This window comes from Methylophilus methylotrophus DSM 46235 = ATCC 53528 (genome assembly GCF_000378225.1).
In the GTDB taxonomy this organism is placed as follows: domain Bacteria; phylum Pseudomonadota; class Gammaproteobacteria; order Burkholderiales; family Methylophilaceae; genus Methylophilus; species Methylophilus methylotrophus.
Window position 1 is genome coordinate 120,013 of the sequence record NZ_KB905142.1, and the last position, 24,048, is coordinate 144,060.

Sequence of the window (24,048 nt, forward strand, 5' to 3'; positions counted from 1 at the left end):
ACGAAAAATGGAGCCTATACGTTACCGTCCTCTTCTATAGTGCGGGGCTGGTGACCTTGGTCTGGATGCTCGCTCATTGGAAAGAGGTGGAGTTGCCGCTGATGATTGAGCCTGCGGTCGAGCTGGCAGAGACTTTAACACCATCTGAACAGCAGGTGCAGTTACCTTCAATCGAGGAAGAGCTGGATACCAGTACAGAGCCTACCCTGGTCACCCCTCCGCAAAAAAGTGAAACCAAAGAGCCACCAACGGTCCTTTCTACGGAAGCCGAGAGTCTGTCGCCACCTGTGCAAAGTACCGAGACCACGCTTGAGCCAGGACGGGATATTGTCACGGTAGAAACCCCTGCTCCCGAACCCGCGATTAACAATGAAACGGTTGCTTTCAGCCTATGGAGTATTTCCGAACTTCGCTTGAGGAGCCTGTATACCAAACTCATGAATGATGGCTCTTTAAGGGCCGAACTCAGGAAAAAAGAATACCTGCAGTATGTGAATAGCCGCAATAAAAAATGCGGCGAGCTGAATTCACAATATGCAAAAAACATTAATGCGATGGATAAGGTGACTTTCAAAGAAGGGGACTTGGCTGTGCTGGAGTGCCATAGCGCTGAGAATACCAGTGAGCTCAACCGGTTAAAATTAATGGGTTATGATGGATAACGGGCTTTAGCGTTGTGCTTTATCCAGACTTCAATCAACGCAATGCCGCCTCGGCATCATAGACGGCCCGCAATTGTTTGACCAAGCCAGTATTGCGTTTTGCACCTTCCAGTTGACGGAGAACCACAGCTCTAATCTCTGCCGGAAGTGCCAGTTCCAACGCACTTTCATAAGCAGCCACTGCGACTTGTTCCCCTCGTTCGGTTTCATTGAGGACGGCCAGGTTATCATTGTTGGTCAGCGCTGTTTTGAGTTCAATCCATCGTCTGTGTAAGGTGCCGCCGATGGAAGTGGCGTTTACTGGAATGCCGCCCAATGAGCGTACGATGGCCTGCAGTTCGCGTACGCTTTCCCCTACCTCTTGCGAGCGACGCAGGAAAAACTCTTTCAAGCGGGCGTCTTCGACGTTTTCTGCAGAGCTGCGGAAACCTTCTTCGCCGTCTTTAGAGGTTTCAATGAGTTCGTTCAATATGGCAATCACATCATTGTTATCAACCATGTGTCTCTCCTTTATGTAAATAATCAGTCGCTTACTGGCGGCCTGAGCGTACTTTTTTCACGCCAGTGTTAGGGGTTGTCTGGGCTACATTTTTTCGGATGGCTCGTGCCCGACTCTCGGTCTTTTCATCGTGACCCACGTTTAGATTTTTCGCTGGTGTCACCGCATTATCAATGATCTCTTCAATCAGACCTTTAGGCTCAGTTTCCATGGTGTCTCCTTTCAAGGCAGGTGCTATTCATTGGATAAACCACAATACTAAGTATTGCTCATGCAAACCGTTATCGGGCAACGACTGACCGTCCTGTCAGAATTTTTTGAGGCTGTCCTAAGCCAGCCAGCATTCATGATCCCGATGGCAATTTATTTCATTTAAATGATCTTCTGCATACCCTTCGTTAAGTGACATTTATCTGCACTTGCTTTGTCAATATCTTTTTGTAACAATTGGTATATTAATTAATAAAGAGATCTGAAGCATGACCACAGAAACCAAGAAAGCACGTGGCCGTCCCAGGGTGTTTGATCCCGATGAGGCGCTGGATAAAGCGTTGCAGATTTTTTGGAACAGAGGCTATGAAGGCGCTTCGCTGGCTGAATTGACAGAAACCCTGGGCGTTAACAAACCCAGCCTGTATGCAGCCTTTGGCAACAAAGAAGAGCTGTTTATGAAGGCATTGTCAAAATATGTACAAGGACCGGCCGCTTTTGTCAGGGAGATAGTCAATGAGCCGACTGCCCATGCAGTAGCGAAACGTTTCTTATACCAGGCAGCTGAATTTTTGACGCAATCGTCACATCCCAAGGGATGCATGATCGTGCAAGGTGCGCTCTCAGGCGGTGAAAGTGCAGAAATGATCAAAAGCGTGTTGATGGAATACCGGGCTGGCTATGAGAAGCTGCTGACACAAAGGTTTGAACAGGCCAAAGCTGATGGAGACTTGCCCAGCGATGCCAATCCAGCCGCACTGGCAAAATACTTGGCAATGCTGCACCAGGGCATGTCAGTGCAGGCAACAAGCGGTGCCTCTGAGGAGGAGTTGAAGACGGTAGCTGACCTGGCATTAAGCGTTTGGCCCAAGGCGTAAGTCATTCTTTGACGGGAATAGAGCCAGGCCAAGTTTTATCTTGACACCAGCGATAAAAGAAAGGGACAGAATATTCCCTGTCCCATCGTTTCATGTTGATTGCAGCTATTCCACTACTCTTGTGTCGGGCTTCTGTATCTTGCCAGCCAGTGTGCATACGGCGCGGGTAACACCCAGGCCGCATTTTCTTTATTTAAGGCTTTTGCCGCAAAGTAAGGCCAGTGTGGATTTTCAAGATGCGCGCGGCCTATCATGGCCAGGTCAAGTTGTTCGTTGCGGATAGCGTTGTCGGCCAGCGCAGGAGCACCAAAGCCCCAGGCAGAAGAAACCGGAATGCCGGCTTCGTTACGCACGCGTTGTGCAATCGGCCCCAGGAATGCTGGTCCCCAGGGAATATTGGTGTCCGGAATGGTAAAGCCGACGCTGACGCTCAACATATCCAGGCCACGCTGCTTCCATTGTTTAACTAATTCAATGGATTCGCTCAAGGTTGCTTCATCTTTGCCATCATATTCAATCACCCCAAAACGGGCAGTCAGTGGCAGGTTTTCTGGCCACACAGCGCGGATCGCATCCAGAGTCTCTATGGTGAAACGTGAACGGTTCTCAAAACTGCCACCGTAACTATCGGTGCGCTGGTTAGAGTGGGCTGACGTGAAACTTTGCCCGAGGTAACCATGTGCAAAATGGATTTCCAGCCACTCAAAGCCTGCATCGAGTGCCCGTTTGGCTGCGGCAACAAAGTCCCGCTTGACGCGCTGAATGTCGTCTATAGTCATTTCTTTGGGAACGCGGGGCAGGTCGCCACCAAATGCAATCGCGGAAGGGGCGATAGGTTGCCAGGCACGGGGATCGTTTTCTGCAATATGGTCATCGCCTTCCCAGGGTTTATTGGCGCTGGCCTTACGGCCTGCGTGCGCGATCTGGATACCGGGCACTGCCCCTGCAGCCTTGATGGCGGCAGCAATCTCACGCAATTTTTCTGCTTGTGCATCATTCCAGATGCCCAGGCAGCCGGGCGTGATGCGGCCTTCTGGAGCCACACCTGTCGCTTCTACAATCACCAGGCCACTACCGCCCCGGGCCAGGCTGGTGTAATGTGCCAGGTGCCAGTCATTGGCAATGCCTTCTTCGGCCATATATTGGCACATGGGTGGGATGGCAATGCGGTTGCGTAGAGTCACGCCTTTTAATGCAAAGCTAGAAAACAAGTCAGCCATAAACAGTCCTTTGAAAAAATGTGGGAGTTTTGTATTTAAATTCCATTGTTCGAATATAATCGAACAATGGAATTATGGCAAGTACTATGATAAATTCAGCCCATGCGACAAATTAAACATCCGGCCATTGAACAAGTGGAATTGACAGACATTATGTATGCACTGTCTGACCCCACCCGCCTGGAGATTGTTGCGCGTCTGGCCAAGGCGGGGCGAAAAATGACTTGTGGCGAGTTTGACCTGAATCGTCCCAAATCCAGTATGTCACACCACTTTAAAATTTTGCGTTCTGCTGGCCTGGTCGAGACCCTGATTGAAGGTACCGAGCATATGAATACGCTCAGGGTGGCGGAGATTGAGCAAAAATTTCCTGGCGTATTGCAGTCGATACTTAAATCATTGACTCAAGCCTGATGGCGCTTGCCTGAGGTTAAGAGGCCGTCAAATCCCGCTATCAAGAAAATCCCATGCACAATATGAAAACCTATTTAATGGCCACCCTTGCTGCAGTATTCTGGGGTGCCAATTTCAATCTGGCCAAACCTGTGTTGGCTGAAATGAGCCCGTATATTGCAGGTGCCAGCCGCTATGTGTTGGCTGCAGCCGTGATGGTGTTGATCGTGTGGGTCAAAAAAGACGCGATCCCTTTGCGCCATTGGAAAGCCTATTTGACGTTAGGCGTGGTTGGGGTGTTTGGTTTCAACCTGTTTTTCTTTCTGGGCATGGAGACCTCCTCGGCCATTAATGGTGCGCTGATCATGGGGTTGAATCCCCTGGTCACGGCCATTCTTGGCTACCTGATCGTTGGTGACAAACCCACCACGCGACAATTGCTTGCATTCCCGATTGGCATTGCCGGGGTGGCGATTGTGGTGCTGGGGGCTGGCGCACAGCTGACAGTTTCTATCGGCGATGTGTATATTTTAATCGCCAATTTCAATTGGGCACTGTACAACGTGCTTGTGAAAAAAATGATGCCAAAACAGGTGAGTGGCATCGCAAGTACGGCAGGAATCATGACTATAGGTGCGATTGCACTGTCCATGGCAGCGGGGCTGCATGGTAACAGCCTTGTGCTGCCAACCATGGAGGCAGGTGCTGCACTGTTGATGATGTCTTTGGGAGGCGGCGTGTTGGCCTACCTGTTTTGGAATGCCAGCATTTCACATCTGGGCCCGTCAAAAGCGGCCATTTTCCTGAACCTGGTACCCGTTACTACGATGATCATCGCTGCTTTTGAACATATTCCTCCCACCCATGCGCAACTGTTTGGGGCGGTACTGGTGATCAGTGCGGTCACCTTCAGCTCGATTTCTTTACCCGCGCGTGAATTATCAAAACCTCGCTAAGTTAAAGTTTGTTGACTTCAATTTGCTTATATTGCTAATGAGAACCATTATCATTATAATCGGAGGTCTATTCAACATGTTATCCGTGCAGAAGTTTCTCACTTGCAGATTGATCTCACAAAAAGTAGGTTGTTATCATCATTGGTCTTGCATTATGGTGAGCTAGTCAATCACGTCAGTCACCATTTTGGCAGCCGCCATTTTGCGGAAGATGTCGTCCACGATGTCTGTATTCAGCTGATGGAAAACCCACCAGTGACAGAAATCAGGGCGCCGCTAAGCTATCTCAGAAAAGTCAGTATGCACCGGGCGCTGGATCGTACCCGGCATGAAAAAGTGGGGGCGGATTACCTTGCAAAATTACCGGATGATGGTGGCAGTCATTTTTATGATGTGGCTGCAGCATTAGAGTTTGCACAGAAAATCGCGCAGATCAAACAGATGATTGAGGCTTTGCCCAGAAAGCAAAGGCAAGTATTTTTATTGCATCAACTGCACGAAATTCCACAGCACGAGATTGCCGTGAAAATGGGTATATCCGCCAATATGGTGTCACGGCATTTCAATAAAGCGCTGGCAAGCATCACCATCGCCAGGAAGCAGCTATCGCTTTAGAATAATCACATAGCCATTTAATTTCCATGCCTGACTTTTAAAACGCTCCCCGAGATGAACTCTTCCAAACAACCGCAGCCTCATCAGCCATCGGAAACCGAGTCATATCTTTCGGATTTGATGCCGTATATTCGGGCGGGAAAAGATCAATTTCCCTCGAAAGAGGAATTGTTCGCCGAGATCAGCAGCGACAGGGATCATCGTAAAAAACTGGCAAGGACCTTGCAATACACGGCGGCTGTTGTTTTTTTTGCTGCCAGCATTTGGGCAGTAAACCCTACGCTCTCCACTGACATGTATACCACCCAGTATGCTGAAAATGCACAATTTTCATTACCCGACGGCAGTCGTGTGCATTTGAACTCCAACACTAGCTTGATTTCCAAATGGAGGCTGCGTTCCAGGGAGATGACGCTGGAGAAAGGCGAGGCTTCATTTACCGTGAAACATGAACTCAGGCCATTTACGGTGGCGGTTAATGCTTCTACCGTGCGCGATATCGGTACGGAATTTAATATCTCAACAGGGGATCAATCGTTCACTACCACCGTGTTAGAAGGTGAAGTCGAATTGCACACCGGTGACCAGAAAACGCGCCTAACTTCAGGACAATCGATACATGTTTCTCTTGCTGAAATGGGCTCTCCTTACCCTGCAGACCTGGACATGGTGACCGCTTGGCATCACGGGAAAATCCTGTTCAACAAAACGCCTTTAAAACAGGCTGTTGCCAATATCCAGCGCTATCGACAAGCAGCCATCGAGCTTGACCCGCGCCTGGAAAATTTGCTGATCACTGGCATTTACGATGTCAGCAAAGTCGAACAATTACTGGATAGCATGGAGTCCATGTTCCCGGTAAAAGTCACCCGCCTGGATAACGGTGAAATAAAAATTCAAAAAAAATGAGTGCATGACGTGCTAATTTCATTGGCGTCAATCGCCTTAACGGTATAACGGCCACATTGAGGCCGTGCATATGATTAAGGGAAAACATGACAGCACGTCCACACTTACAACCTCATCGTCGCACCCGGTTACGACAATTATCCATCGCGGCATTATTTTCAATCAGCATACATGCCTATGCAGCGAGCGCCAATGTAGATATTGCCGCCCAATCACTGGATCAGGCCATTTTAATGCTGGGTAAACAGAGCGGCGAAAATATTGCATTTCCGTCAGACTTGGCCAGCAAGTTGAAGGCACCTGCCATCAAAGGTAATTACAGTGTTGAACAAGCCCTGGACATCTTGTTGAAAGGCAGTGGTTTGACTATGCAAAAAACACCAGCCGGCTATTCAGTGGTCAAGGACGTTGAACATAAAACCGCAACGCTGCCTGAAGTGCAAGTGAAGGGAAAAGTTATTCAAGATAAGCCCGCTGAATATGCAGGTGGTCAGGTGGCCCGTGGCGGAAAAATCGGTTTGCTCGGTGACAAGGAGATGATGGATACCCCCTTCAGCGCCACCCAGTACACCTCCAAACTCATCGCAGACCAGCAGGCACAAAACCTCGGCGATGTGCTGGTCAATGACCCATCTATCCGGAATACCTATTCACGAGGTTCAGGACGTGATGAATTCAATATCCGTGGATTTACGGTGTTCAATTACGATGCCATGTTCAATGGTTTATATGGCGTTTCACCTCGCGATTCCAGCTCAATGATTGGTATCGAGCGCGTTGAGGTGCTGAGAGGACCTAATGCTTTGCTCAACGGGATTGCCCCCGGTGGTTCGGTAGGTGGCGCAATTAACCTGGTGCCTAAACGTGCCGGTTATCAACCGCTGAACCGCCTGACCTTATCCTATATCGACGATAGCCAACTGGCTGCCCATGCAGATGTGGCAAGACGCTATGGTGCCGATCAGCAGTTTGGCATACGCGTGAATGCTATCAAGAGCTCTGGTGATACTCCCGTGGATCATTCCAAGGAGCGGCTAGATGCCTTTGCAGTGGGTCTCGATTTTCAGGGAGAGCGATTCCGTTGGGAAGGGGACCTGAATTATCAGAACCGTCTGACGTACGCACGTAGTGGTCTATTGTTTGTGGCTTCTGGCGTCCAGATCGGGTCTGCTCCCGATGCCAGCCGTAATTATTTCCCCAGCTGGACTTACTGGGATAGTAACCAGATTTCAGGCGCGACGCGGGCAGAATTTGACCTGACCCCTAACTGGATGGTGTATGGGGCTTTAGGCGGTTCTGAATACGATTTCAGCAGTCTGCAGACTAATTGGCAGTTGCTGAATCAGCAGGGCGACATGCGGACCAGACCTTCGCGCACCAAACAATATGTAAAGACTCTGAGTGGCGAGGTTGGTGTCAGAGGCAAATTTGCGACTGGAGCCCTAAATCACGAACCTGTGCTCAGTGTCAGCAGTTATTTTATGGAAACGGGATCGTTACCTGGCTCTAGTGCATTGAGTTTTTCAAATCTCTACGCTATGCAGGATTTTGGCAAGCCAGGGATTGCACTGGTAGGCAATGTTCCAAAAGTAAGCGAGACTCGGCTGCGAAGCATTGCGCTGGCTGATACAGTTGCGATGCTGGATAACAAAGTGCAACTCACCCTCGGGTTACGTCATCAAGAGGTCATTGTGAACAGCTTTGACGCGGCAGGCAACCGCAGGCTTGATCAGCACTATGATGAGTCCAAACTGACGCCGACCGTCGCCGTGGTTGTGCGACCCACAGAACAACTGTCTTTGTATGCCAACTATATTGAAGCATTAAATCAGGGGCCCATCGCCTCTACAACAGCAGCCAATGCCGGGCAGGTATTTGCTCCTACGGTCTCCAAGCAGCGCGAGGCTGGGATGAAGTATGATTTTGGCCGTTTTGCCACCACAGTAAGTGTGTTTGAAATTGAGCGTCCAAGCGCCATTACCGATCCAAACACTGGAAGGCTGGAGGTGAATGGAAAACAGCGCAATCGCGGGGTTGAGTTTCTGACGCAGGGCGAGGTCGTCGACAACGTAAGAGTATTGGGTGGTCTGGCGTTGACCGATGGAGAGTTGGTCAAGACTGCCGCTGGTGCAGATGATGGCAATACCGCCCCCGCTGTACCAAGGCAGCAATTCAATCTCGCCGCAGAATGGGACACGCCCATGCTGCCCGGTTTGACACTTACCGCCCGCATGTTGCATACCGGTGAACAGTATCTGGATGCGGCTAACACCCAAAAAATCCCGTCATGGAATCGCTATGATCTCGGTGCCCGCTATGCCTTTACTAGCGGAAAAGTGCCTGTGACGATAAGGGGCACTATCGAAAACTTGTTTGACAAGAACTACTGGCTTTCAGCAGCTCGTGAAGGCTTATCAGTAGGTGCGCCTAGAACGGTCTTGCTTTCTGTCTCGGCAGACTTTTAAATCGCGTGTCGCATGGCAGGGGGAGGCTAAACGCTTCTCCCTGGATGCGTTTAGACCTCAAAGCATCGGTGGACCTTACCGTGGTGTAGTTTTCCCCATTTGACCAACGTAGCGACAACTGGCCTGCATTTCAGTTTGGTTTGCATTGTTATGTGGTGGTCATCGCAGCCGCAACCAACTGTTCAATTTCATTGGTAATGTCCGTCATCACGCTCGCCACTACCGCAAACTCTTTGCCAGCGTCACCCGACCGCGCAGCAATCACTTGTGCATTAAACGAGACGATTTTTGCTTCTTTGGCGATTTTCTGGATGCTGCTCATCAGGTTTTCCTGCTTTTTGCGCCTGAGCAGCTCGCAGTGTTTGGATTCATTTTCATAAGTGACCGTGATCTGGTTGAGCACGGCGACGATCGAACCGGCTTCTTCACCCAGTAACGAGATCATGGCTGCGGGCAGGCCCTGATTGCTTTCACAGGCGGTAATCGCCTGTTGGCAATGCTGAATAAATTGCCGTATTTTGGCTTCGTTGTTTTCCGGGCCAAACAAGACTTTTTCCAGCGCCTCAAAATAAACCCCAGGATATTCATGATTGCCTTTGACCAGCAGCGCATGCGTCTGGCTAAACAAGGCCAGCGCTTCTTTAGCCTGGGCCAGCGCTTCTGGGTGGTGCGTACTCATCACCAGGTTGAGCACGATCCGTTGCGACAACATGCGCTGGCGGCCAGAAAGGTTGATCAGCGCCACCATGCGGTCACTATTCAGAATGGTGTGCTGGCCGGGTTTATCGGTCTTTTTCATGGCGTGCATGGTTCTGTCCTCTGAGTCACCCTGTTTATCGTTGTACCCACACCTTGCCATCCCTGACTTCGACCGGGTAAACATTCAGACACACGGTTGCGTCCTCAACACAGAGGCCGGTGCGTAGCTGATAGTGATGCTTGTAAATCGGCGAGGCGACCACAGGCTCGCCGCCCAGGTCTCCGACCAGGCCGCGGGATAGGACATTGGCCTCGCTATGCGGGTCGTGATTATCCAGCGCGTAGAGCTGGTCATCTTTGAGGCGGAAAATGGCAATCTGCTGGCCTTCAATCAGGGCACAGACCCCCATATTCGGCCAGATATCCTCGAGTGCGCACACCGAGTGCCATACCGCAGCTGTCGTGGCAGGCTGGGCGTTTGTTGCTTGTAACTGATTCATACACGGTTTCCTTGATTACTCTGTTGCCGCCAGGATGGGAATGACCTTGGCGGCAGGTGCGGTCTGCTGTTTTTCTGCGGGCGTGGCCGGACGGATCTGGTTACGCTCGTTGACGAAGACAATATTGTCGTCACCTGCCACACTGTTGACGAAGCTGCGGAAGCGCTTGCGCACTTCAGGGTCATTAACGGCGGTTTTCCATTCGTCCTGGTAGTTATCCACGACATGTTGCATCTGCGCTTCCAGCTCTGCGCCCAGGCCGAGCGAGTCGTTAATCACGACATCACGCAGGTAGTCGAGGCCGCCTTCAATATTGTCGCGCCAGGTGCTGGTCCGTTGCAGGCGGTCCGCCGTACGGATGTAGAACATCAGGAAGCGGTCTATCATGCGGATGGCTTCTTCTTTAGTCAGGTCGCTGGCGATCAGCTCGGCGTGGCGTGGCTTCATGCCGCCGTTGCCGCACACATACAGGTTCCAGCCGTTTTCAGTCGCAATCAACCCCACATCTTTGCCTTGCGCTTCGGCGCATTCGCGCGTGCAACCAGAGACGCCAAACTTGATCTTGTGCGGGGCACGCAGGCCTTTGTAACGGTTTTCCAGCTGTACGGCCAGGCCGACACTGTCATCCACGCCATAGCGGCACCAGGTGGAGCCGACGCAGCTTTTGACCGTACGTAGCGATTTGCCGTAGGCATGGCCGGATTCAAAGCCAGCCGCGATCAACTCTTCCCAGATATTGGGTAATTGCTCCACACGGGCACCAAACATGTCGACGCGTGCGCCACCGGTGACCTTGGTGTATAAGCCATATTTTTTCGCGATCTGGCCGATGGCGATCAGGCCATCCGGCGTGACTTCGCCGCCCGGCATGCGTGGCACCACCGAGTAGCTGCCGTCTTTCTGGATGTTGCCCAAGAAATAGTCATTCGAATCTTGCAAGGACGCCAGGTCTTTTTTCAGGATAAATTCGTTCCAGCATGAGGCCAGAACGCTGGCGGCGGTGGGTTTGCAGATATCGCAGCCCAAGCCATGGCCGTGTTTATGCAGTAACTCGTCAAAGGTTTTGATCTGGCCCACACGCACCAGGTGGTAAAGCTCCTGGCGCGAGTAGGGGAAGTGTTCGCACAGGTGATTGTTGACGGTCATACCCAGCTTCACCATCTGCGCTTTCATGACTTGTGTCACCAACGGCACGCAACCGCCACAGGCCGTACCGGCTTTAGTGCAAGACTTGATGGCGCCTATACTGCAATTGCCAGCCGCCACCGCTTCACCAATCGCGCCTTTACTGACGTTATTACAAGAACACAGTACCGCGGTATCCGGCAGGGCATCGACGCCCAGGCCAGGTTTTTCCTTGCCATCACTGGCTGGCAGAATCAGGAATTCAGGATTTTCCGGCAGCGGCATTTCGTTGACGGTCATCTGTTGCAGCGTGCCGTATTCATCGGCATTGCCAATCAGCACGGCGCCCAGCAGTTTTTTGCCATCTCCGCTGACGACAATTTTTTTGTAGATATTGCGCACTTCATCGGTGTACTGGTAGCTGCGGCAACCATGTGTTTTGCCATGTGCATCGCCCACGCTGGCGACATCAACACCCATCAGTTTGAGCTTGGTGCTCATGTCTGCGCCCTGAAAAAGGGTCGATGTTTCACCCAGCAGGTGCGCGCAGGCAGTACGGGCCATGTCATAGCCAGGCGCCACTAGGCCAAACATCTCGTCGTTCCAGCTGGCGCATTCGCCGATGGCGTAAATATTGTGGTCACTCGAGCGGGAGAAGTCATCAATGGCGATACCGCCACGCGCGCCGATGGCCAGGCCGGATTCACGTGCCAACTCGTCGCGTGGGCGGATACCAGCAGAGAATACGATCATGTCGGTTTCCAGCCAGGTGTCATCAAAAAACACCATACGGTGGCGTGCCGTTGCCCCATCGACAATCGCCGTGGTGTTACGGCTGGTGTGCACGTGTACACCCAGCTCCTCAATTTTGCTGCGCAGCACTTTGCCGCCCGCTTCGTCCACTTGCACCGCCATCAAACGCGGCGCAAATTCAACCACATGGGTTTCCAGGCCCATGTCTTTCAAGGCCTTGGCGCATTCCAGGCCCAGCAGGCCACCGCCAACGACGACACCGCTCTTGGCAGTTTTGCCTGCTGCCGTCATGGCTTCTAGGTCTTCAATAGTGCGGTAGACAAAACAGTTCTCACGGTCACGCCCGGCGACAGAAGGGACGAATGGATAAGAGCCGGTTGCAAGTACCAGTTTGTCGTAGGGCAGGATAGTGTTGTCTGTCAGGGTCACGGTATGCTGGTGGCGGTCAATCTGGCTGACGCGGGCATTCAGGCGTAACGTCAGGCCCGGCCGGTCATAAAACCCAGGCTCGACCAGCGACAGGTCTTCCGCCGTACTGCCCGAGAAAAAGCTGGAGAGGTGCACGCGGTCATAAGCCGGGCGTGGTTCTTCGCCTAGCACGGTCACTTGCAAGTTGGCGGCGGCCAGGTCAGGGTGGCGTTTTACCAGTTCTTGCACAAAGTAATGTCCCACCATGCCGTTGCCGACGACGAGGATGCGTGTGTGTTGATTCATCTTGTATTCCTAATCAGATGCAAGCAGGCAGTGTCACGATGTTTCTCATGTCAGTTGCGTGCATTGCGTTACCAAACTCAAAGCCTAAAAACAAAAACGGCGTCCATAGCCTATGCCGCAATTGCACATTGCAATTCTGCGAAACAAGCTATGGACGCCGTTGTCCAGTGAGAGATTGGCCGACGATGGACAATCTCTGGTTTAAACATGACATGATCAAATGCCACGTGTTACTACAGAAAAAGCAATTGGCATGCCAACCGCCAGCAGAAGCGTGTCAATGAGTTATGGTTTATTTTAAGTCATTGATTCACAGTGATTTTATCTGCATGCGCTGGTGCGCCGCTCAACCCGTGGGCGCCAGGTTCTCCATGTGATTTTGGTCTTGTGCACGCTAATGAGGCATGCGCACAGGATTGCAGCACCGGGATTGTATGGAGGGCACCATCCGGAGCGGGCAGGCAAACGGATTCACTTATGCGCGGTTTTGAGGGGCTTATTCCGCATGGGTTTTACCATGCAGCTTCACCAGCCGTTTAAGCTCCGGGACGCAGGAGCCGCAACTGGTCCCACATTTGAGCTTGGCTTGCAGCGTCAGTAAATCTGCTTCCTGCTGGCAGGTTTCGATAATTTCGTTTTCTGAGACATCCAGACAGTTACAGACGATTTTTCCGCGTGATTTTTGTCCGGTGGGGGGCGCGGCCAGCGGGGCGAGGGCCCACTTGCGCAGTTCGTCGGTAAACTGGCCTTCAAGCATGACTTGTTTGAGCCAGTCTGCCGCCAGTGTTTCGCCAATCAGACGTACTGCGCTGACCTGGCCTTGTTCAACCAGAATGCGTTTGCTAATGCCGCGTTTGACATCATCCAGGCGCAGCATGGGCGCATCTTCCACCATGCCGAGTAAGTGGTCGAGCTGGGCAATCAGCTTGGGATCCGGTGCGGCGCCATGGGCGGCACGCAAAATCAGCATGCCGCTGCCACGGCCATAGAGGCCCACTGTGGCGTAATCAAAGGCTGGCAGCAAGGCACGGATGTCGGCAAGCAAGCGTAGGTCGTTGCAACTACGCATGACCGTCATTTGCCACGGTAGGCTCAGTTTTTCGATTTTGACGGCGGTGTGTTTGAGTTCTGGTTGTTTGGAGCTTTTGTCAAAGGCGGGTGGCATCAGTGCATTGACGCCCAGGCCATGCATAAACTGGCTGCCCCAATGCATGGGGATAAACAGCTCAGCCGGTTTGACTTCATCTGACTGTTGGACCTTGATGGTGAGCGTCCCACGCTTGTTACTCAACTTGACGATATCGCCATGGCTGATCTGGCGGCGCTGCATGTCATCGGCATGCATGGAGACCACGGGTTCTTCGACGTGGTTGTATAGCTGCGCCAGGGTGCCGGTACGGCTCATGCCATGCCACTGGTCGCGCAGGCGGCCGGTCAGCAGGCGGAACGGACGACGTGCATCCGGTTTGTCCGCGGTTGGTTTATACACCGCGCTGACAAAATGTGCCTTGCCGCCCGGTTTCTGGAACACGCCATCGGTATACAAGCGGGCTTCGCCTTGTGTCGCACCGGATTTAAATGGCCATTGCTGCGGGCCTTGGGTTTCCAGGATTTTATAGCTTAAGCCGCTGATATCGAGATCGCGGCCTTTGGTGCTTTCGCGGTGCTCATTAAAAATGGTTTCGGTATTCGGGTAATTAAACAGCGTTTGGGTTTTACCCAGTTTCTGTTCCAGCCGCTGCGCAAAATCAACCACCGCCTCCCAGTCATGACGGGCTTCACCCGGCTTGGGGGCGGCTGGTTGCACGCGCGTGATGCGGCGCTCCGAATTGGTGACCGTGCCTTCTTTTTCGCCCCAGGTGGAGGCTGGCAGGAACACATCCGCATAGACATTGCTGTCGGTATTTTTAAACGCATCTTGCAACACGACCAGCTCAGCCTGTTGCAGGGAGGCCAACACATTGTTGAGGTCTGGCATGGAGTGTGCGGGGTTGGTGCAGGCAATCCAGATCGCCTTGATCTCGCCATTTTTAACCGCTTCAAACATCTCTACTGCGGTTTTGCCTGGCGTGGCCGGGACTTCGGGCACTCCCCACAAGCGCGCGACTTCAGCACGGTGTTCGGCATTGGCCAGGTCGCGGTGGCCAGACAGCAGGTTGGCCATGCCGCCCACTTCACGGCCGCCCATGGCGTTGGGCTGGCCGGTCAGTGAGAACGGACCCGCTCCGGGCTTGCCGATCTGGCCGGTGGCCAGATGCAGGTTAATCAGGGCCGCATTTTTTTCGGTGCCATGGATGGACTGGTTCAGCCCCATGCAATACATGGACAAGGTTGGGCCCGCACCAAACCACTTGGCGGCCTGGATAATATCGGCTTCAGGCACGCCACAAATATCGGCCACCATCTTGGGGGTATATTCGCGCACGGTCTCTTTGAGCGCTTCAAAGCCTTCGGTATGGTTGCGGATATACGCCATATCCAGCAGGCCTTCCCACAGCATTACGTGCAGCAAGCCGTTAAACAGCGCGACGTCGGTACCGGGCAAAATCGCCAGGTGCAAATCTGCCAGCTGTGCGGTATCGGTGCGGCGCGGGTCTACCACCACCATTTTCATATCCGGATTTTTGGCCTTGGCATCTTCAATGCGACGGAACACAATCGGGTGGGCAAAAGCGGTATTCGAGCCGGCAATGAACAGGCATTGCGTATGGTCGATATCTTCATAACAGGCAGGCGGGGCATCGGCGCCCAGCGTGGCCTTGTAACCGGCGACGGCCGAACTCATGCACAGGCGTGAATTGGTATCGACGTTGTTGGTGCCAATCAGGCCTTTGGCCAGCTTGTTAAAGACATAATAATCTTCGGTGAGCAACTGGCCAGAGATGTAAAAAGCCACTGCATCCGGGCCGTGGGTCTTAATAATGTCGGCAAAGCGGTCCACGGTGTAGTCGAGGGCGGTATCCCAGCTCACTCGCTCCCTGGGCGCATGGCGGGAGAGGCGGACTTCCGGGTAGAGCGCGCGTGCATCCAGTTTGGCGGTCAGGTGTAGCGTAGAGCCTTTGGTGCACAACCGGCCATAGTTAGCCGGGTGTTCGGGGTCGCCTTTGACATCGACAATCTGCTGGCCCTCGGTGGTAATGATGACGCCACAGCCAACGCCGCAATAGCAGCAAGTGCTGCGCGTTTCACGCCGTTGCTGGTAAAACGTCACCGGCTCTGCGGTCAGCGCATGGTTGGAGGTCTGGAGTTGTTGCTGTTGCGTCATAGATTGCCTGTATTACTAAAGAATGACTTACGGAAACGCTGAATGAGTGGCGATGCAAGCGAATTACCGCGTTTCCTTATTTATTTAATTGCAGATAAACATCGCCGTTTTCTACCTTGACGGCATAGCAGGCGGTTTGGCCAACATCGGGTTCTTCGGCCTTGCCATCGACCAGACTGATTTTCCAGCTATGCAATGGGCAGGCCACCTTGTCACCGTAGACTATGCCTTGTGACAGCGGGCCACCTTTGTGCGGGCAACTGTTGTTGAGTGCGAATACGCGGTCATCTTGTGTACGGAACACGCCGATGTCGATCTCGCCATGACGCACCACGCGTGCTCCCAGGGCTGGGATGTCGTTTACCGGGCAAATTTTAGTCCAACTCATTTTTTCCTCTTTTCGGCTTTTTTCATGCGAGACTGGTCTCAAGAAACCAGTAACAAATAAATCAATAGCACATTCATACACAGCGAGATGACGGCCAGCCATTGCCATTTGACCAGACGCGCCCGTGCAATCAGCGGTGTGCGCGGAATCACAATCGGTTTCAGTTCGCCGTGTTCCATGGCCAGCAGCATTTCTTCGGCCGTTTCAAAACGGTCAGTTGGTTTTCTGGCAATTGCCTTAAGAATCACGTTTTCCAGCCAGGCCGGAATTTCTGGCCGGTAACGGCTAGGCCGGATAGGCTCACCAAATCGGGGCGACTGGAAGGGCTCGATTTCACCGTAGGGATACTTGCGTGTCAGCAAGTGATAGAGCGTCACACCGGCGGCGTAAATGTCTGCCTGGCGGTCAGCCACTTTGCCGTCAAACAGCTCGGGCGCCATAAAGCTGGGCGTACCGGGATTTTCCATTTGCTCTGGCATAGGCACGGTGCTACTCAGGGCCACGCCCAGGTCCAGGATGCGCAAACGGTTGTCGCTACCCATATGAATGTTGGCCGGTTTGATGTCGCGGTGCACAATATCCAGGCGGTGCAGCATGCTCAGGCCACGTAGCAACTCCTGGCCGATATTGGCTACACCATTGATGGTGAAATGATGCCCGGCCTCAAGCCGTTGTTGCAGGGTGGCACCCTCATGCCAGGTCATCACGTAATAGAGCGCACTCCGCTGTTCGCGCGTGAGCGGCAATATCTGCGGCACACACTGAGACACCACGCGTTTGGCCAGCCACTCTTCATTGAGCAGGGCTTCACAGGTGGTTTTATCATCGGCCCTGGTGGGTTGCAGTGTTTTTAATACAAACAGCTGTCCGGCGGCATTCCTGACCTGATAGATGAGGCTGACGCGCGAATCGTGCAGGATTTGTGTGACGGTAAAGCCATCCAGTTGGTCGCCAATGGCAAGCTTGGCTGGCACAGGCAAACTGAGTGCGTCAGCTAGCATGTCGGTCAGCTGATCTTCCCCCACCTGGTCAATACGCACCACCACTGCGGAGGCGTTATCCTGCCCCCCTTTTTCAAGCGCCAGGCTGGCCAGATGCTCGGCCATCAGCTGCGGGGTATGGTACAGCATGAGCACTTTATGCACTTCGGCATCACCCAGCGCCGCCCACACACCGTCACTGACGATGGCATAGACATCCCCTGTTTGTAGCAGTCCTTCAGCGTAATCGACGCTGAGCTGGTCATCTAGACCGACCGCCCGTTTGAGGACATGGCGCATATCCGGCCTATCCCAGACATGGTCGGTGGTCAGGCATTGCAGGGATTGCTCGCGCAGGCGGTAAATGCGTGTATCGCCAACATGGGCCAGCACATAACGCTGCCCGCGCAATACCATTAAGGAGAGGGTGGTGGCCATGCCAGCCATGTGACTATGCTTGCGTGCTTGCGACAATACCCAGCGGTTAGCTGCCTGGATGACTTTGTCCAGGGCGTGCTGTACGGTCCAGGTGTCCGGCGTCGCATAGTAGTCTGCCGAGATCGTGCGTACCGTCATTTCAGCTGCTTCGGCACCTCCCTCGCCACCACTCACGCCATCGGCCACCGCCAGCAAAGCCCCTTTGATGCCCAGTTGGGCGTCCGCCGGGGTGACCAGGCCGATATAGTCCTCATTGCGAGGTCTGGGCCCTGTCAGACTGCTTTCGCCTACACTGAAGTTGAGTTTCATCCTGGCTTCCATTTGAATGACGCTATGTTTGAATAACGCTATGGATGCTAGCTTAAATCTTGGCTGTGGTCACGGTTGCTGCGCCCCAGGTGGTACGCCAGCGGTTTTTCACGCTGGACAAGCCGACCAGCGCCAGGATCGCCAATCCGGCAAAAATGGTCAGGCCTAGTTGGTAGCTGCCGCTGATTTGCTTGGAATAGCCCAGGCTGGATGCCAGGTAAAAACCACCCACACCACCTGCCATGCCGACCAGGCCGGTCATCACACCGATTTCCTTACGGAAGCGTTGTGGGACCAGCTGAAACACCGCACCATTCCCCATGCCCAGGGCCGCCATTGCCAACACGACAACCAATAATCCTAAGGACTGGCTAGCAATGCCAAAGCTCAGGATAAACAGGAACACGGCTGCCAGCACATACATGCTGCTTAAGGAACGGATGCCGCCAATACGGTCTGCCAACAAGCCACCGAACGGGCGCACCAGTGAACCGGCAAATACACAGGCTGCTGTAAAGTAACCTGCATGTACCGGATCCAGGCCATACTGGTCATGGAAGTAAATGGTCAACGAAGAGGCCATACCGACAAAACCGCCAAAAGTGACACTGTAGAAAAACATAAACCACCAGGCGTCTTTATCCTTGAGCACAGCCAGATATTGCGATAGCGATTTGGGCGCAGGCGTATCCGGGGCATCTTTAGCCATGGCGATATAGACAATCAAGGCGAGCGCCAGTGGAATCAGTGCCAGGCCAAACACATTGTTCCAGCCAAAGGCGACGGCTAGGCCAGGTGCAAACAGGGCGGCCAATGCAGTGCCTGAGTTACCTGCGCCTGCAATGCCCAGGGCAGTCCCCTGGTGCTCAGGCGGATACCAGCGGGAAGCCAGGGGCAAAGCCACGGCAAAGGCCGCGCCGGCAAAACCGAGAAATACGCCCAGCAGCAAGGCTTGCTGATAGGTTTGGATGCCATGCAGCCATGCGGTCAGCAAGGCTGCAATCACAATGACCTGGCCGATCAGGCCTGCCTTTTTCGGCTTGAGCTGGTCTACCAGCACGCCCATGACGATACGCAGGATAGCCCCGGTCAGCACCGGAGTTGCCACCATCAGGCCTTTTTGGGCCGGATTCAGTTGCAGGTCAGCAGCGATTTGTACCGCGAGTGGCCCCAGCATGACCCAGACCATAAAACTCAGGTCAAAGTAAAAAAAGGCCGAAAACAAGGTAGGTTTATGGCCGACTTCCCAAAAGCTTTTTTGCATATCTCTCTCCCGGGCGTGCGATAGTAATTGTCGCACGCCGTTTCTTCATTTAAACAGTATTGATTAAACAGTAATGGTGTCAAATTCTTTGTGTTCATCACGCTTGTTGACGCGCTCTGCCCACGGGTCCACCGCCCCTTGCAGCGCATAGAGCAAACGCTCATACGCGGCTTTGCGGCCTTCAGCATCTTCAAGAATGCGTTTTTTCACATAATCCAGACCCACACGCTCGATCCAGTGCACGGTCCGATCCAGGTAACGCGCTTCTTCACGGTAGAGCTGAATAAAGGCGCCTGAGTACTCAATCACCTCTTCAGCGGTCTTCACCTTGCACAGGAATTGCGCCACTTCGGTTTTGATGCCGCCGTTACCGCCGACATAAATCTCCCAGCCGGAATCCACGCCGATCACGCCTACGTCCTTGATGCCGGACTCGGCACAGTTACGCGGACAACCAGATACCGCGAATTTGACCTTATGGGGTGCCCACATATGGTCAAAGGCTTTCTCAATATCGATGCCCAGTTGCGTGGAGTTTTGCGTACCAAAGCGGCAGAACTCTGAACCGACACAGGTTTTCACGGTGCGGATAGATTTGCCATAAGCATAGCCAGACGGCATGTCGAGGTCTGCCCACATATTGGTCAGATCCTCTTTTTTTACGCCCAGCAAATCGATACGCTGACCACCGGTGACTTTCACCATCGGTACCTTGTACTTGTCGGCCACGTCAGCAATCTTGCGTAATTGGTCAGGCGAGGTGACGCCGCCGTACATACGTGGCACCACAGAGTAAGTCCCATCTTTCTGGATGTTGGCGTGTACACGCTCGTTGATAAAGCGTGATTGTGGGTCATCCTTGGCTTCATGTGGCCAGGTGGAAATCAAATAGTAGTTGAGTGCTGGCCTGCAGGTCGCGCAACCGTTAGGCGTTTTCCAGCCCATGCCTTTCATGGCGCTTGGAATGCTCAGGTATTTATGTTTGCGGATTTCTTCACGCACTTCTTCATGATTGAAGTCAGTACAGCCGCACACGGCCTTGCTGCTAGAAGGTGGCGCATAACCACCGCCCAGCGTAGAGGCCAGGATCTGCTCAACCAGGCCAGTACAACTGCCGCAGCTTGAACCGGCTTTGGTTTGTTTCTTGACATCATCCAGCGTAAACAGGCCTTTTTCCTGGATGGCCTTGACGATGGTGCCCTTGCACACACCGTTACAACCACAGACTTCCATTTCGTCGGTCATGGCAGACACTTTGTCCTGACCCTGGTGGCCGGTATTGCCCAGACTGTCCTGCCCGAACATGAGGTGATCACGAATTTCGTGGATCGGCTTCCTGTCGCGCAGCAGCTGGAAATACCAGGCCCCATCCGTCGTATCGCCATACAGCACGGCACCGATGATTGTGTCATCTTTAATCACGAGTTTTTTGTATACCCCGCCGACCGCGTCGTGCAGCAAAATTTCTTCGGTATCGTCACTGCCCATGAAGTCACCGGCAGAAAACAAATCAATGCCGGTCACCTTCAGTTTTGTTGAGGTGACCGAACCTTTGTATAGACCGATACCGAAGTTGGCCAAATGTGTGGCGCACACTTTGGCCATTTCAAATAAGGGCGCCACCAGGCCGTAAGTCATGCCACGATGGCTGACGCATTCACCCACCGCATAAATGCGAGGGTCATAGGTTTGCATGGTGTCATTCACCACAATGCCGCGGTTGCAGTGGATCCCTGCGGATGCGGCCAGTGCGTAGTTCGGGCGGATGCCGACGGCCATCACCACCAGGTCTGCAGGGATTTCCTGGCCGTCTTTGAAACGCACGGCCACCACGCGGCCATCTTTGGCTATGAGTTGTTCAGTGTCTTTTTGCAGCAGGAATGTCAGGCCGCGCGCTTCAAGAGATTTTTGCAGCATTTTGCCGGATACCTTATCCAGCTGGCGCTCCAGCAACCACTCGTTTTTATGCACCACAGTCACATCCATGCCCTGGATTTTGAGGCCATTCGCCGCCTCCAGGCCCAGCAAGCCACCGCCAATGACCACGGCATGCTTGTGCGTCTTCGCTGCCTCTATCATGTCATTGGTGTCTTTGATGTCACGGTAACCCAGCACACCCTGCAGGTCAGCACCCGGAATCGGTAATATAAACGGCTTGGAACCCGTCGCCAGCAACAGGCGATCGTAGGGAACGGTGGTGCCGTCTTCTGCGGTCACCGTCCGCGCTTTGCGGTCAATTTTGTTGACGCGTGCGCTGGTACGCAACGTAATATTGTTCTCTGCATACCACTCGCGTGTATTCAGGATGATGTCATCAATCGTCTGTTCGTTGGCCAGGACGGGTGACAACATGATGCGGTTATAGTTTGGATAAGGCTCATCCCCAAAGACGGTAATGTCATACATGTCCGGCGCAATTTTGAGCAGCTCTTCCACTGCCCGCATGCCGGCCATGCCGTTGCCGACGACCACCAGTTTCTGTTTCATCTTAATCACTCCTTGCTGATCATTTATGCTGCATCTGCCAGGCTGGCCCAGCGTTGCAGGTTTTGTTGCCAGTCTTGTTCTTGCTGGCTAGTTCTTGCTAATTTCACAACTTCACCGACCACGATAATGGCCGGGCTTTTCAGGCCCTGTTGATGCGCCTGATAAGGCATGGCCTGTAATGAAGAAATAGCCGCGCGCTGGTTGTCGCGGGTACCGTTCTCTACCACCATGCAGGGCATCTCAGGAGACATACCGGCAGCAATGAGGCCGCGGCTGATGTCTGGCAGGTGCTGCATGCCCATGTAAATCACCAGCGTGGTATGACTCTCCACCAGGGCTCGCCACGGCAATGGTCCACCATCCTGGGTGTGACCGGTAATCAGGGTGACACCATGGTTGTAACTGCGGTGGGTGGCCGGCACTTCCATACTGGCGCAGGCGCTCAAACCACTGGTCATGCCTGGAATAATTTCATAGGAGATATTTGCGGCTCTTAAAGCCAGCATTTCTTCACCGCCGCGACCAAAGACAAAAGGGTCGCCGCCCTTGAGGCGGACAACCACTTGTCCCTGTTCGGCCAGTGCAACCAGCATGCGGTTGATGAAGTGCTGCGGGGTAGACTTGCAGCCGCCACGCTTGCCAACCGGCACGATGCGTGCCCGTGGGCAATGCGCGAGCAAGGCCGGATTGACCAGGTCATCGACCAGCACAACCTCTGCTTGCTGCAGGGCCTTGATGGCCTTGAGCGTAATGAGGTCGGGGTCGCCGGGTCCGGCACCCACTAAATAAACTTTTGCGGCTGAAGTCATAGGCAGTTCCTTACTTGGTTAAATCAAAAGGTATACATGGCAGTCAGCCATAATTTTTCGGTGTCCTGGATGCGGCCGCGGTTACTGGCTGCATTGGTCACAGCATTGGCAGCGGCTGCGTACTGGTCATCTTCGGTATATTTGCCATACTCAAGTTTGGTCATCCAGTTCTTGTCCATATTCCATGTCACGGCGGCATTCCACTCGCGGCCATAACGGTTACCGTTAGCGCTGGCGCCACCATTCACGGTAAAAAAGTCTTCATCAGAGCGAATGTCGTGGTAGTCGACGAAAAACAGGAAGTCCCCATATTTGTAGGTGGCAGTGATAAAGGTATCTTTAATGCCCTGACGTGGTGTCACCAGAAATTTATCTACCCAGCCCTGGAACAGGTGGTTGGTGCCAAACGGCGTTTGAAACGCATACTGGCCGTCGTTGCTTGAGAGCAGTTCCTGGTCAATGCGCAGGTTGAAGTTGTCTATACCAAAGCCGCCACCCAGTTTGTAATAGTGGGCGTCAATGCGACTGTCACCGCCTTTGTAATCCGTCTGCTTGGCGTATTCCGCCGTGTAATGCGCACGGTAATTAGGCGTGAACGGATGTGTGCCATCCAGGCGTAAACCTATAATTTTGTTCGATTGGTCTGCCAGCAGGTTGGTACCGCCCGTGCCAAACCAGGCATTACCCAGCCCCAGGTTCTCAAAGTTTGAAAAATAACCATAACCGACCAGGAATTCGGTAGGCGAGATGCGGTAACGTGCATTGGCGATTTCGAGGTCACCACTGCGGTGTGTGGTGAAAATCTGACGTACACGGTCGAAGTGAGCCAGAAAGATTTCGGTGTCGGGAATGCTTTTGTTAAATACCGACACGCCATCGAACACTTGCGTATTCTGACGGAATGCAATGTCACCAATGAATCGTACATTGTCTAAATTGACGATTTGGCGCCCGGCACGAACGCGGGTGTTTTTGATGCCAGTCCAGTCCACAAACAGCTGGTTAAAATCCGTGTAGTCGGGATCCACCACCTTGGCATAGTTGATTCTATCGCTTTCGTTGGAAGCACCATTGGTGCGTACAGTGTTGGTGCCGTCATTAAAGTCATCCTTCAGTTTGCTGACATTGGTGATTTGTGCCGCAAAGCTCCAGTTATGGTAAGGCGCCGTTTGCCAGCCGATCAGGCTGCGCAGTGTCACCGCATTGGCATTATCCAATTCGCGTGCGCCGGTCGGGTTTGCACTACCATTGGCAAAAGCACCAGGTTGCAATCCATCCTGGTCTACATGTTCATAGCGCAGTCTGAAACTAGTCAGGTTTTTACCGGTTTTGATGGCGTCCATAAAAGTGTATTCAGGGATGACCTCTTCTTCAGCCATCACCTGCTGGCTCAGTGCTGCCAGTAAAATCGCGAGTGAAACTTGACGCAGGCGTGGGTGTGAGTTAGCTTTCATGTGTTGCTCCTTTTTCAATGTGGGGGTAACCATACTTCGATGAGGTGTGGATGCTG

General features: G+C 53.1%; 20 protein-coding genes. 7 read left to right on the forward strand and 13 right to left on the reverse strand.

Annotated elements, in window-relative coordinates:
* Positions 1-50: 50 nt before the first annotated feature.
* Positions 51-662 carry a hypothetical protein gene (locus tag F463_RS14175; RefSeq protein ID WP_051082054.1) on the forward strand — a complete coding sequence of 204 codons (612 nt, stop codon included), beginning with the start codon at positions 51-53 and terminating at the stop codon, positions 660-662.
* 34 nt (positions 663-696) lie between these two features.
* Here F463_RS14175 and F463_RS0107205 read toward each other — a convergent pair whose 3' ends face one another.
* Complete coding sequence (locus F463_RS0107205; protein ID WP_018986394.1) at positions 697-1,161, reverse strand: PA2169 family four-helix-bundle protein; 465 nt, start codon at positions 1,159-1,161, stop codon at positions 697-699.
* A gap of 31 nt (positions 1,162-1,192) precedes the next feature.
* A complete protein-coding gene (locus F463_RS0107210) occupies positions 1,193-1,372 on the reverse strand; it encodes a hypothetical protein (RefSeq protein WP_018986395.1) in 180 nt (59 codons plus the stop codon).
* Positions 1,373-1,640: 268 nt separating this feature from the next.
* Here F463_RS0107210 and F463_RS0107215 point away from each other — a divergent pair, with 268 nt between their 5' ends.
* Entirely contained in the window at positions 1,641-2,249 is a 609-nt protein-coding gene (locus F463_RS0107215; RefSeq protein WP_018986396.1) for a TetR/AcrR family transcriptional regulator, read from the forward strand.
* Positions 2,250-2,362: 113 nt separating this feature from the next.
* Here F463_RS0107215 and F463_RS0107220 read toward each other — a convergent pair whose 3' ends face one another.
* Positions 2,363-3,469, reverse strand: coding sequence for an NADH:flavin oxidoreductase/NADH oxidase (locus F463_RS0107220; protein WP_018986397.1), 1,107 nt, complete (start codon positions 3,467-3,469; stop codon positions 2,363-2,365).
* 102 nt (positions 3,470-3,571) lie between these two features.
* Between F463_RS0107220 and F463_RS0107225 the strand changes: the two genes are divergently transcribed.
* The 5 genes from F463_RS0107225 (at position 3,572) to F463_RS0107245 (ending at position 8,807) form a co-directional block, all read left to right on the forward strand.
* Positions 3,572-3,883 (forward strand): ArsR/SmtB family transcription factor, encoded by a 312-nt coding sequence (locus F463_RS0107225; protein ID WP_018986398.1) that lies wholly within the window; start codon positions 3,572-3,574, stop codon positions 3,881-3,883.
* Between the two features lie 53 nt (positions 3,884-3,936).
* Entirely contained in the window at positions 3,937-4,818 is an 882-nt protein-coding gene (locus F463_RS0107230; protein WP_018986399.1) for a DMT family transporter, read from the forward strand.
* Between the two features lie 102 nt (positions 4,819-4,920).
* Positions 4,921-5,433 (forward strand): RNA polymerase sigma factor, encoded by a 513-nt coding sequence (locus tag F463_RS14180; RefSeq protein ID WP_211209192.1) that lies wholly within the window; start codon positions 4,921-4,923, stop codon positions 5,431-5,433.
* A 54-nt stretch (positions 5,434-5,487) separates the two neighbouring features.
* Positions 5,488-6,342, forward strand: coding sequence for a FecR family protein (locus F463_RS0107240; RefSeq protein WP_245545166.1), 855 nt, complete (start codon positions 5,488-5,490; stop codon positions 6,340-6,342).
* Between the two features lie 86 nt (positions 6,343-6,428).
* Positions 6,429-8,807, forward strand: coding sequence for a TonB-dependent receptor (locus tag F463_RS0107245; protein WP_018986402.1), 2,379 nt, complete (start codon positions 6,429-6,431; stop codon positions 8,805-8,807).
* Positions 8,808-8,955: 148 nt separating this feature from the next.
* On the opposite strand, the gene F463_RS0107250 is transcribed toward F463_RS0107245, so the two are convergent.
* The 10 genes from F463_RS0107250 to F463_RS0107295 all read right to left on the reverse strand — a co-directional run bounded on the left by F463_RS0107250 (position 8,956) and on the right by F463_RS0107295 (position 23,992).
* Entirely contained in the window at positions 8,956-9,615 is a 660-nt protein-coding gene (locus F463_RS0107250) for a type IV pili methyl-accepting chemotaxis transducer N-terminal domain-containing protein (protein ID WP_033413228.1), read from the reverse strand.
* 25 nt (positions 9,616-9,640) lie between these two features.
* A complete protein-coding gene (gene nirD / locus F463_RS0107255; RefSeq protein WP_018986404.1) occupies positions 9,641-10,006 on the reverse strand; it encodes a nitrite reductase small subunit NirD in 366 nt (121 codons plus the stop codon).
* Between the two features lie 15 nt (positions 10,007-10,021).
* Entirely contained in the window at positions 10,022-12,598 is a 2,577-nt protein-coding gene (gene nirB, locus F463_RS0107260; protein ID WP_018986405.1) for a nitrite reductase large subunit NirB, read from the reverse strand.
* Positions 12,599-13,094: 496 nt separating this feature from the next.
* Positions 13,095-15,863, reverse strand: coding sequence for a nitrate reductase (locus F463_RS0107265; RefSeq protein ID WP_018986406.1), 2,769 nt, complete (start codon positions 15,861-15,863; stop codon positions 13,095-13,097).
* A 76-nt stretch (positions 15,864-15,939) separates the two neighbouring features.
* Complete coding sequence (gene nirD, locus F463_RS0107270) at positions 15,940-16,251, reverse strand: nitrite reductase small subunit NirD (RefSeq protein ID WP_018986407.1); 312 nt, start codon at positions 16,249-16,251, stop codon at positions 15,940-15,942.
* Between the two features lie 38 nt (positions 16,252-16,289).
* Complete coding sequence (locus F463_RS0107275; RefSeq protein WP_018986408.1) at positions 16,290-17,978, reverse strand: bifunctional protein-serine/threonine kinase/phosphatase; 1,689 nt, start codon at positions 17,976-17,978, stop codon at positions 16,290-16,292.
* Between the two features lie 52 nt (positions 17,979-18,030).
* Positions 18,031-19,242: a nitrate/nitrite transporter gene (locus F463_RS0107280; protein ID WP_018986409.1), complete on the reverse strand. Its 1,212-nt coding sequence runs from the start codon at positions 19,240-19,242 to the stop codon at positions 18,031-18,033.
* Positions 19,243-19,305: 63 nt separating this feature from the next.
* Complete coding sequence (nirB, locus tag F463_RS0107285; RefSeq protein WP_018986410.1) at positions 19,306-21,729, reverse strand: nitrite reductase large subunit NirB; 2,424 nt, start codon at positions 21,727-21,729, stop codon at positions 19,306-19,308.
* A 23-nt stretch (positions 21,730-21,752) separates the two neighbouring features.
* On the reverse strand, positions 21,753-22,538 hold the full coding sequence (cobA, locus tag F463_RS0107290) for a uroporphyrinogen-III C-methyltransferase (RefSeq protein WP_018986411.1): 786 nt from the start codon (positions 22,536-22,538) through the stop codon (positions 21,753-21,755).
* Between the two features lie 23 nt (positions 22,539-22,561).
* Positions 22,562-23,992, reverse strand: a complete 1,431-nt coding sequence (locus F463_RS0107295) for an alginate export family protein (RefSeq protein WP_018986412.1) — start codon at positions 23,990-23,992, stop codon at positions 22,562-22,564.
* Between the last annotated feature and the right edge of the window lie 56 nt (positions 23,993-24,048).

Excerpts from the sequence above, each read along its gene's own strand:
- F463_RS0107210 (WP_018986395.1), bottom strand. The coding sequence starts at position 1,372 with ATGGAAACTGAGCCTAAAGGTCTGATTGAAGAGATCATTGATAATGCG.
- nirD (WP_018986404.1), bottom strand. The coding sequence starts at position 10,006 with ATGAATCAGTTACAAGCAACAAACGCCCAGCCTGCCACGACAGCTGCG.
- nirB (WP_018986405.1), bottom strand. The coding sequence starts at position 12,598 with ATGAATCAACACACACGCATCCTCGTCGTCGGCAACGGCATGGTGGGA.
- F463_RS0107245 (WP_018986402.1), top strand. The coding sequence starts at position 6,429 with ATGACAGCACGTCCACACTTACAACCTCATCGTCGCACCCGGTTACGA.
- F463_RS0107230 (WP_018986399.1), top strand. The coding sequence starts at position 3,937 with ATGCACAATATGAAAACCTATTTAATGGCCACCCTTGCTGCAGTATTC.
- F463_RS0107215 (WP_018986396.1), top strand. The coding sequence starts at position 1,641 with ATGACCACAGAAACCAAGAAAGCACGTGGCCGTCCCAGGGTGTTTGAT.
- F463_RS0107275 (WP_018986408.1), bottom strand. The coding sequence starts at position 17,978 with ATGAAACTCAACTTCAGTGTAGGCGAAAGCAGTCTGACAGGGCCCAGA.
- F463_RS0107280 (WP_018986409.1), bottom strand. The coding sequence starts at position 19,242 with ATGCAAAAAAGCTTTTGGGAAGTCGGCCATAAACCTACCTTGTTTTCG.
- F463_RS0107295 (WP_018986412.1), bottom strand. The coding sequence starts at position 23,992 with ATGAAAGCTAACTCACACCCACGCCTGCGTCAAGTTTCACTCGCGATT.
- F463_RS0107220 (WP_018986397.1), bottom strand. The coding sequence starts at position 3,469 with ATGGCTGACTTGTTTTCTAGCTTTGCATTAAAAGGCGTGACTCTACGC.
- nirD (WP_018986407.1), bottom strand. The coding sequence starts at position 16,251 with ATGAGTTGGACTAAAATTTGCCCGGTAAACGACATCCCAGCCCTGGGA.
- F463_RS0107225 (WP_018986398.1), top strand. The coding sequence starts at position 3,572 with ATGCGACAAATTAAACATCCGGCCATTGAACAAGTGGAATTGACAGAC.
- F463_RS0107205 (WP_018986394.1), bottom strand. The coding sequence starts at position 1,161 with ATGGTTGATAACAATGATGTGATTGCCATATTGAACGAACTCATTGAA.
- F463_RS0107250 (WP_033413228.1), bottom strand. The coding sequence starts at position 9,615 with ATGCACGCCATGAAAAAGACCGATAAACCCGGCCAGCACACCATTCTG.
- cobA (WP_018986411.1), bottom strand. The coding sequence starts at position 22,538 with ATGACTTCAGCCGCAAAAGTTTATTTAGTGGGTGCCGGACCCGGCGAC.
- nirB (WP_018986410.1), bottom strand. The coding sequence starts at position 21,729 with ATGAAACAGAAACTGGTGGTCGTCGGCAACGGCATGGCCGGCATGCGG.
- F463_RS0107240 (WP_245545166.1), top strand. The coding sequence starts at position 5,488 with ATGAACTCTTCCAAACAACCGCAGCCTCATCAGCCATCGGAAACCGAG.
- F463_RS0107265 (WP_018986406.1), bottom strand. The coding sequence starts at position 15,863 with ATGACGCAACAGCAACAACTCCAGACCTCCAACCATGCGCTGACCGCA.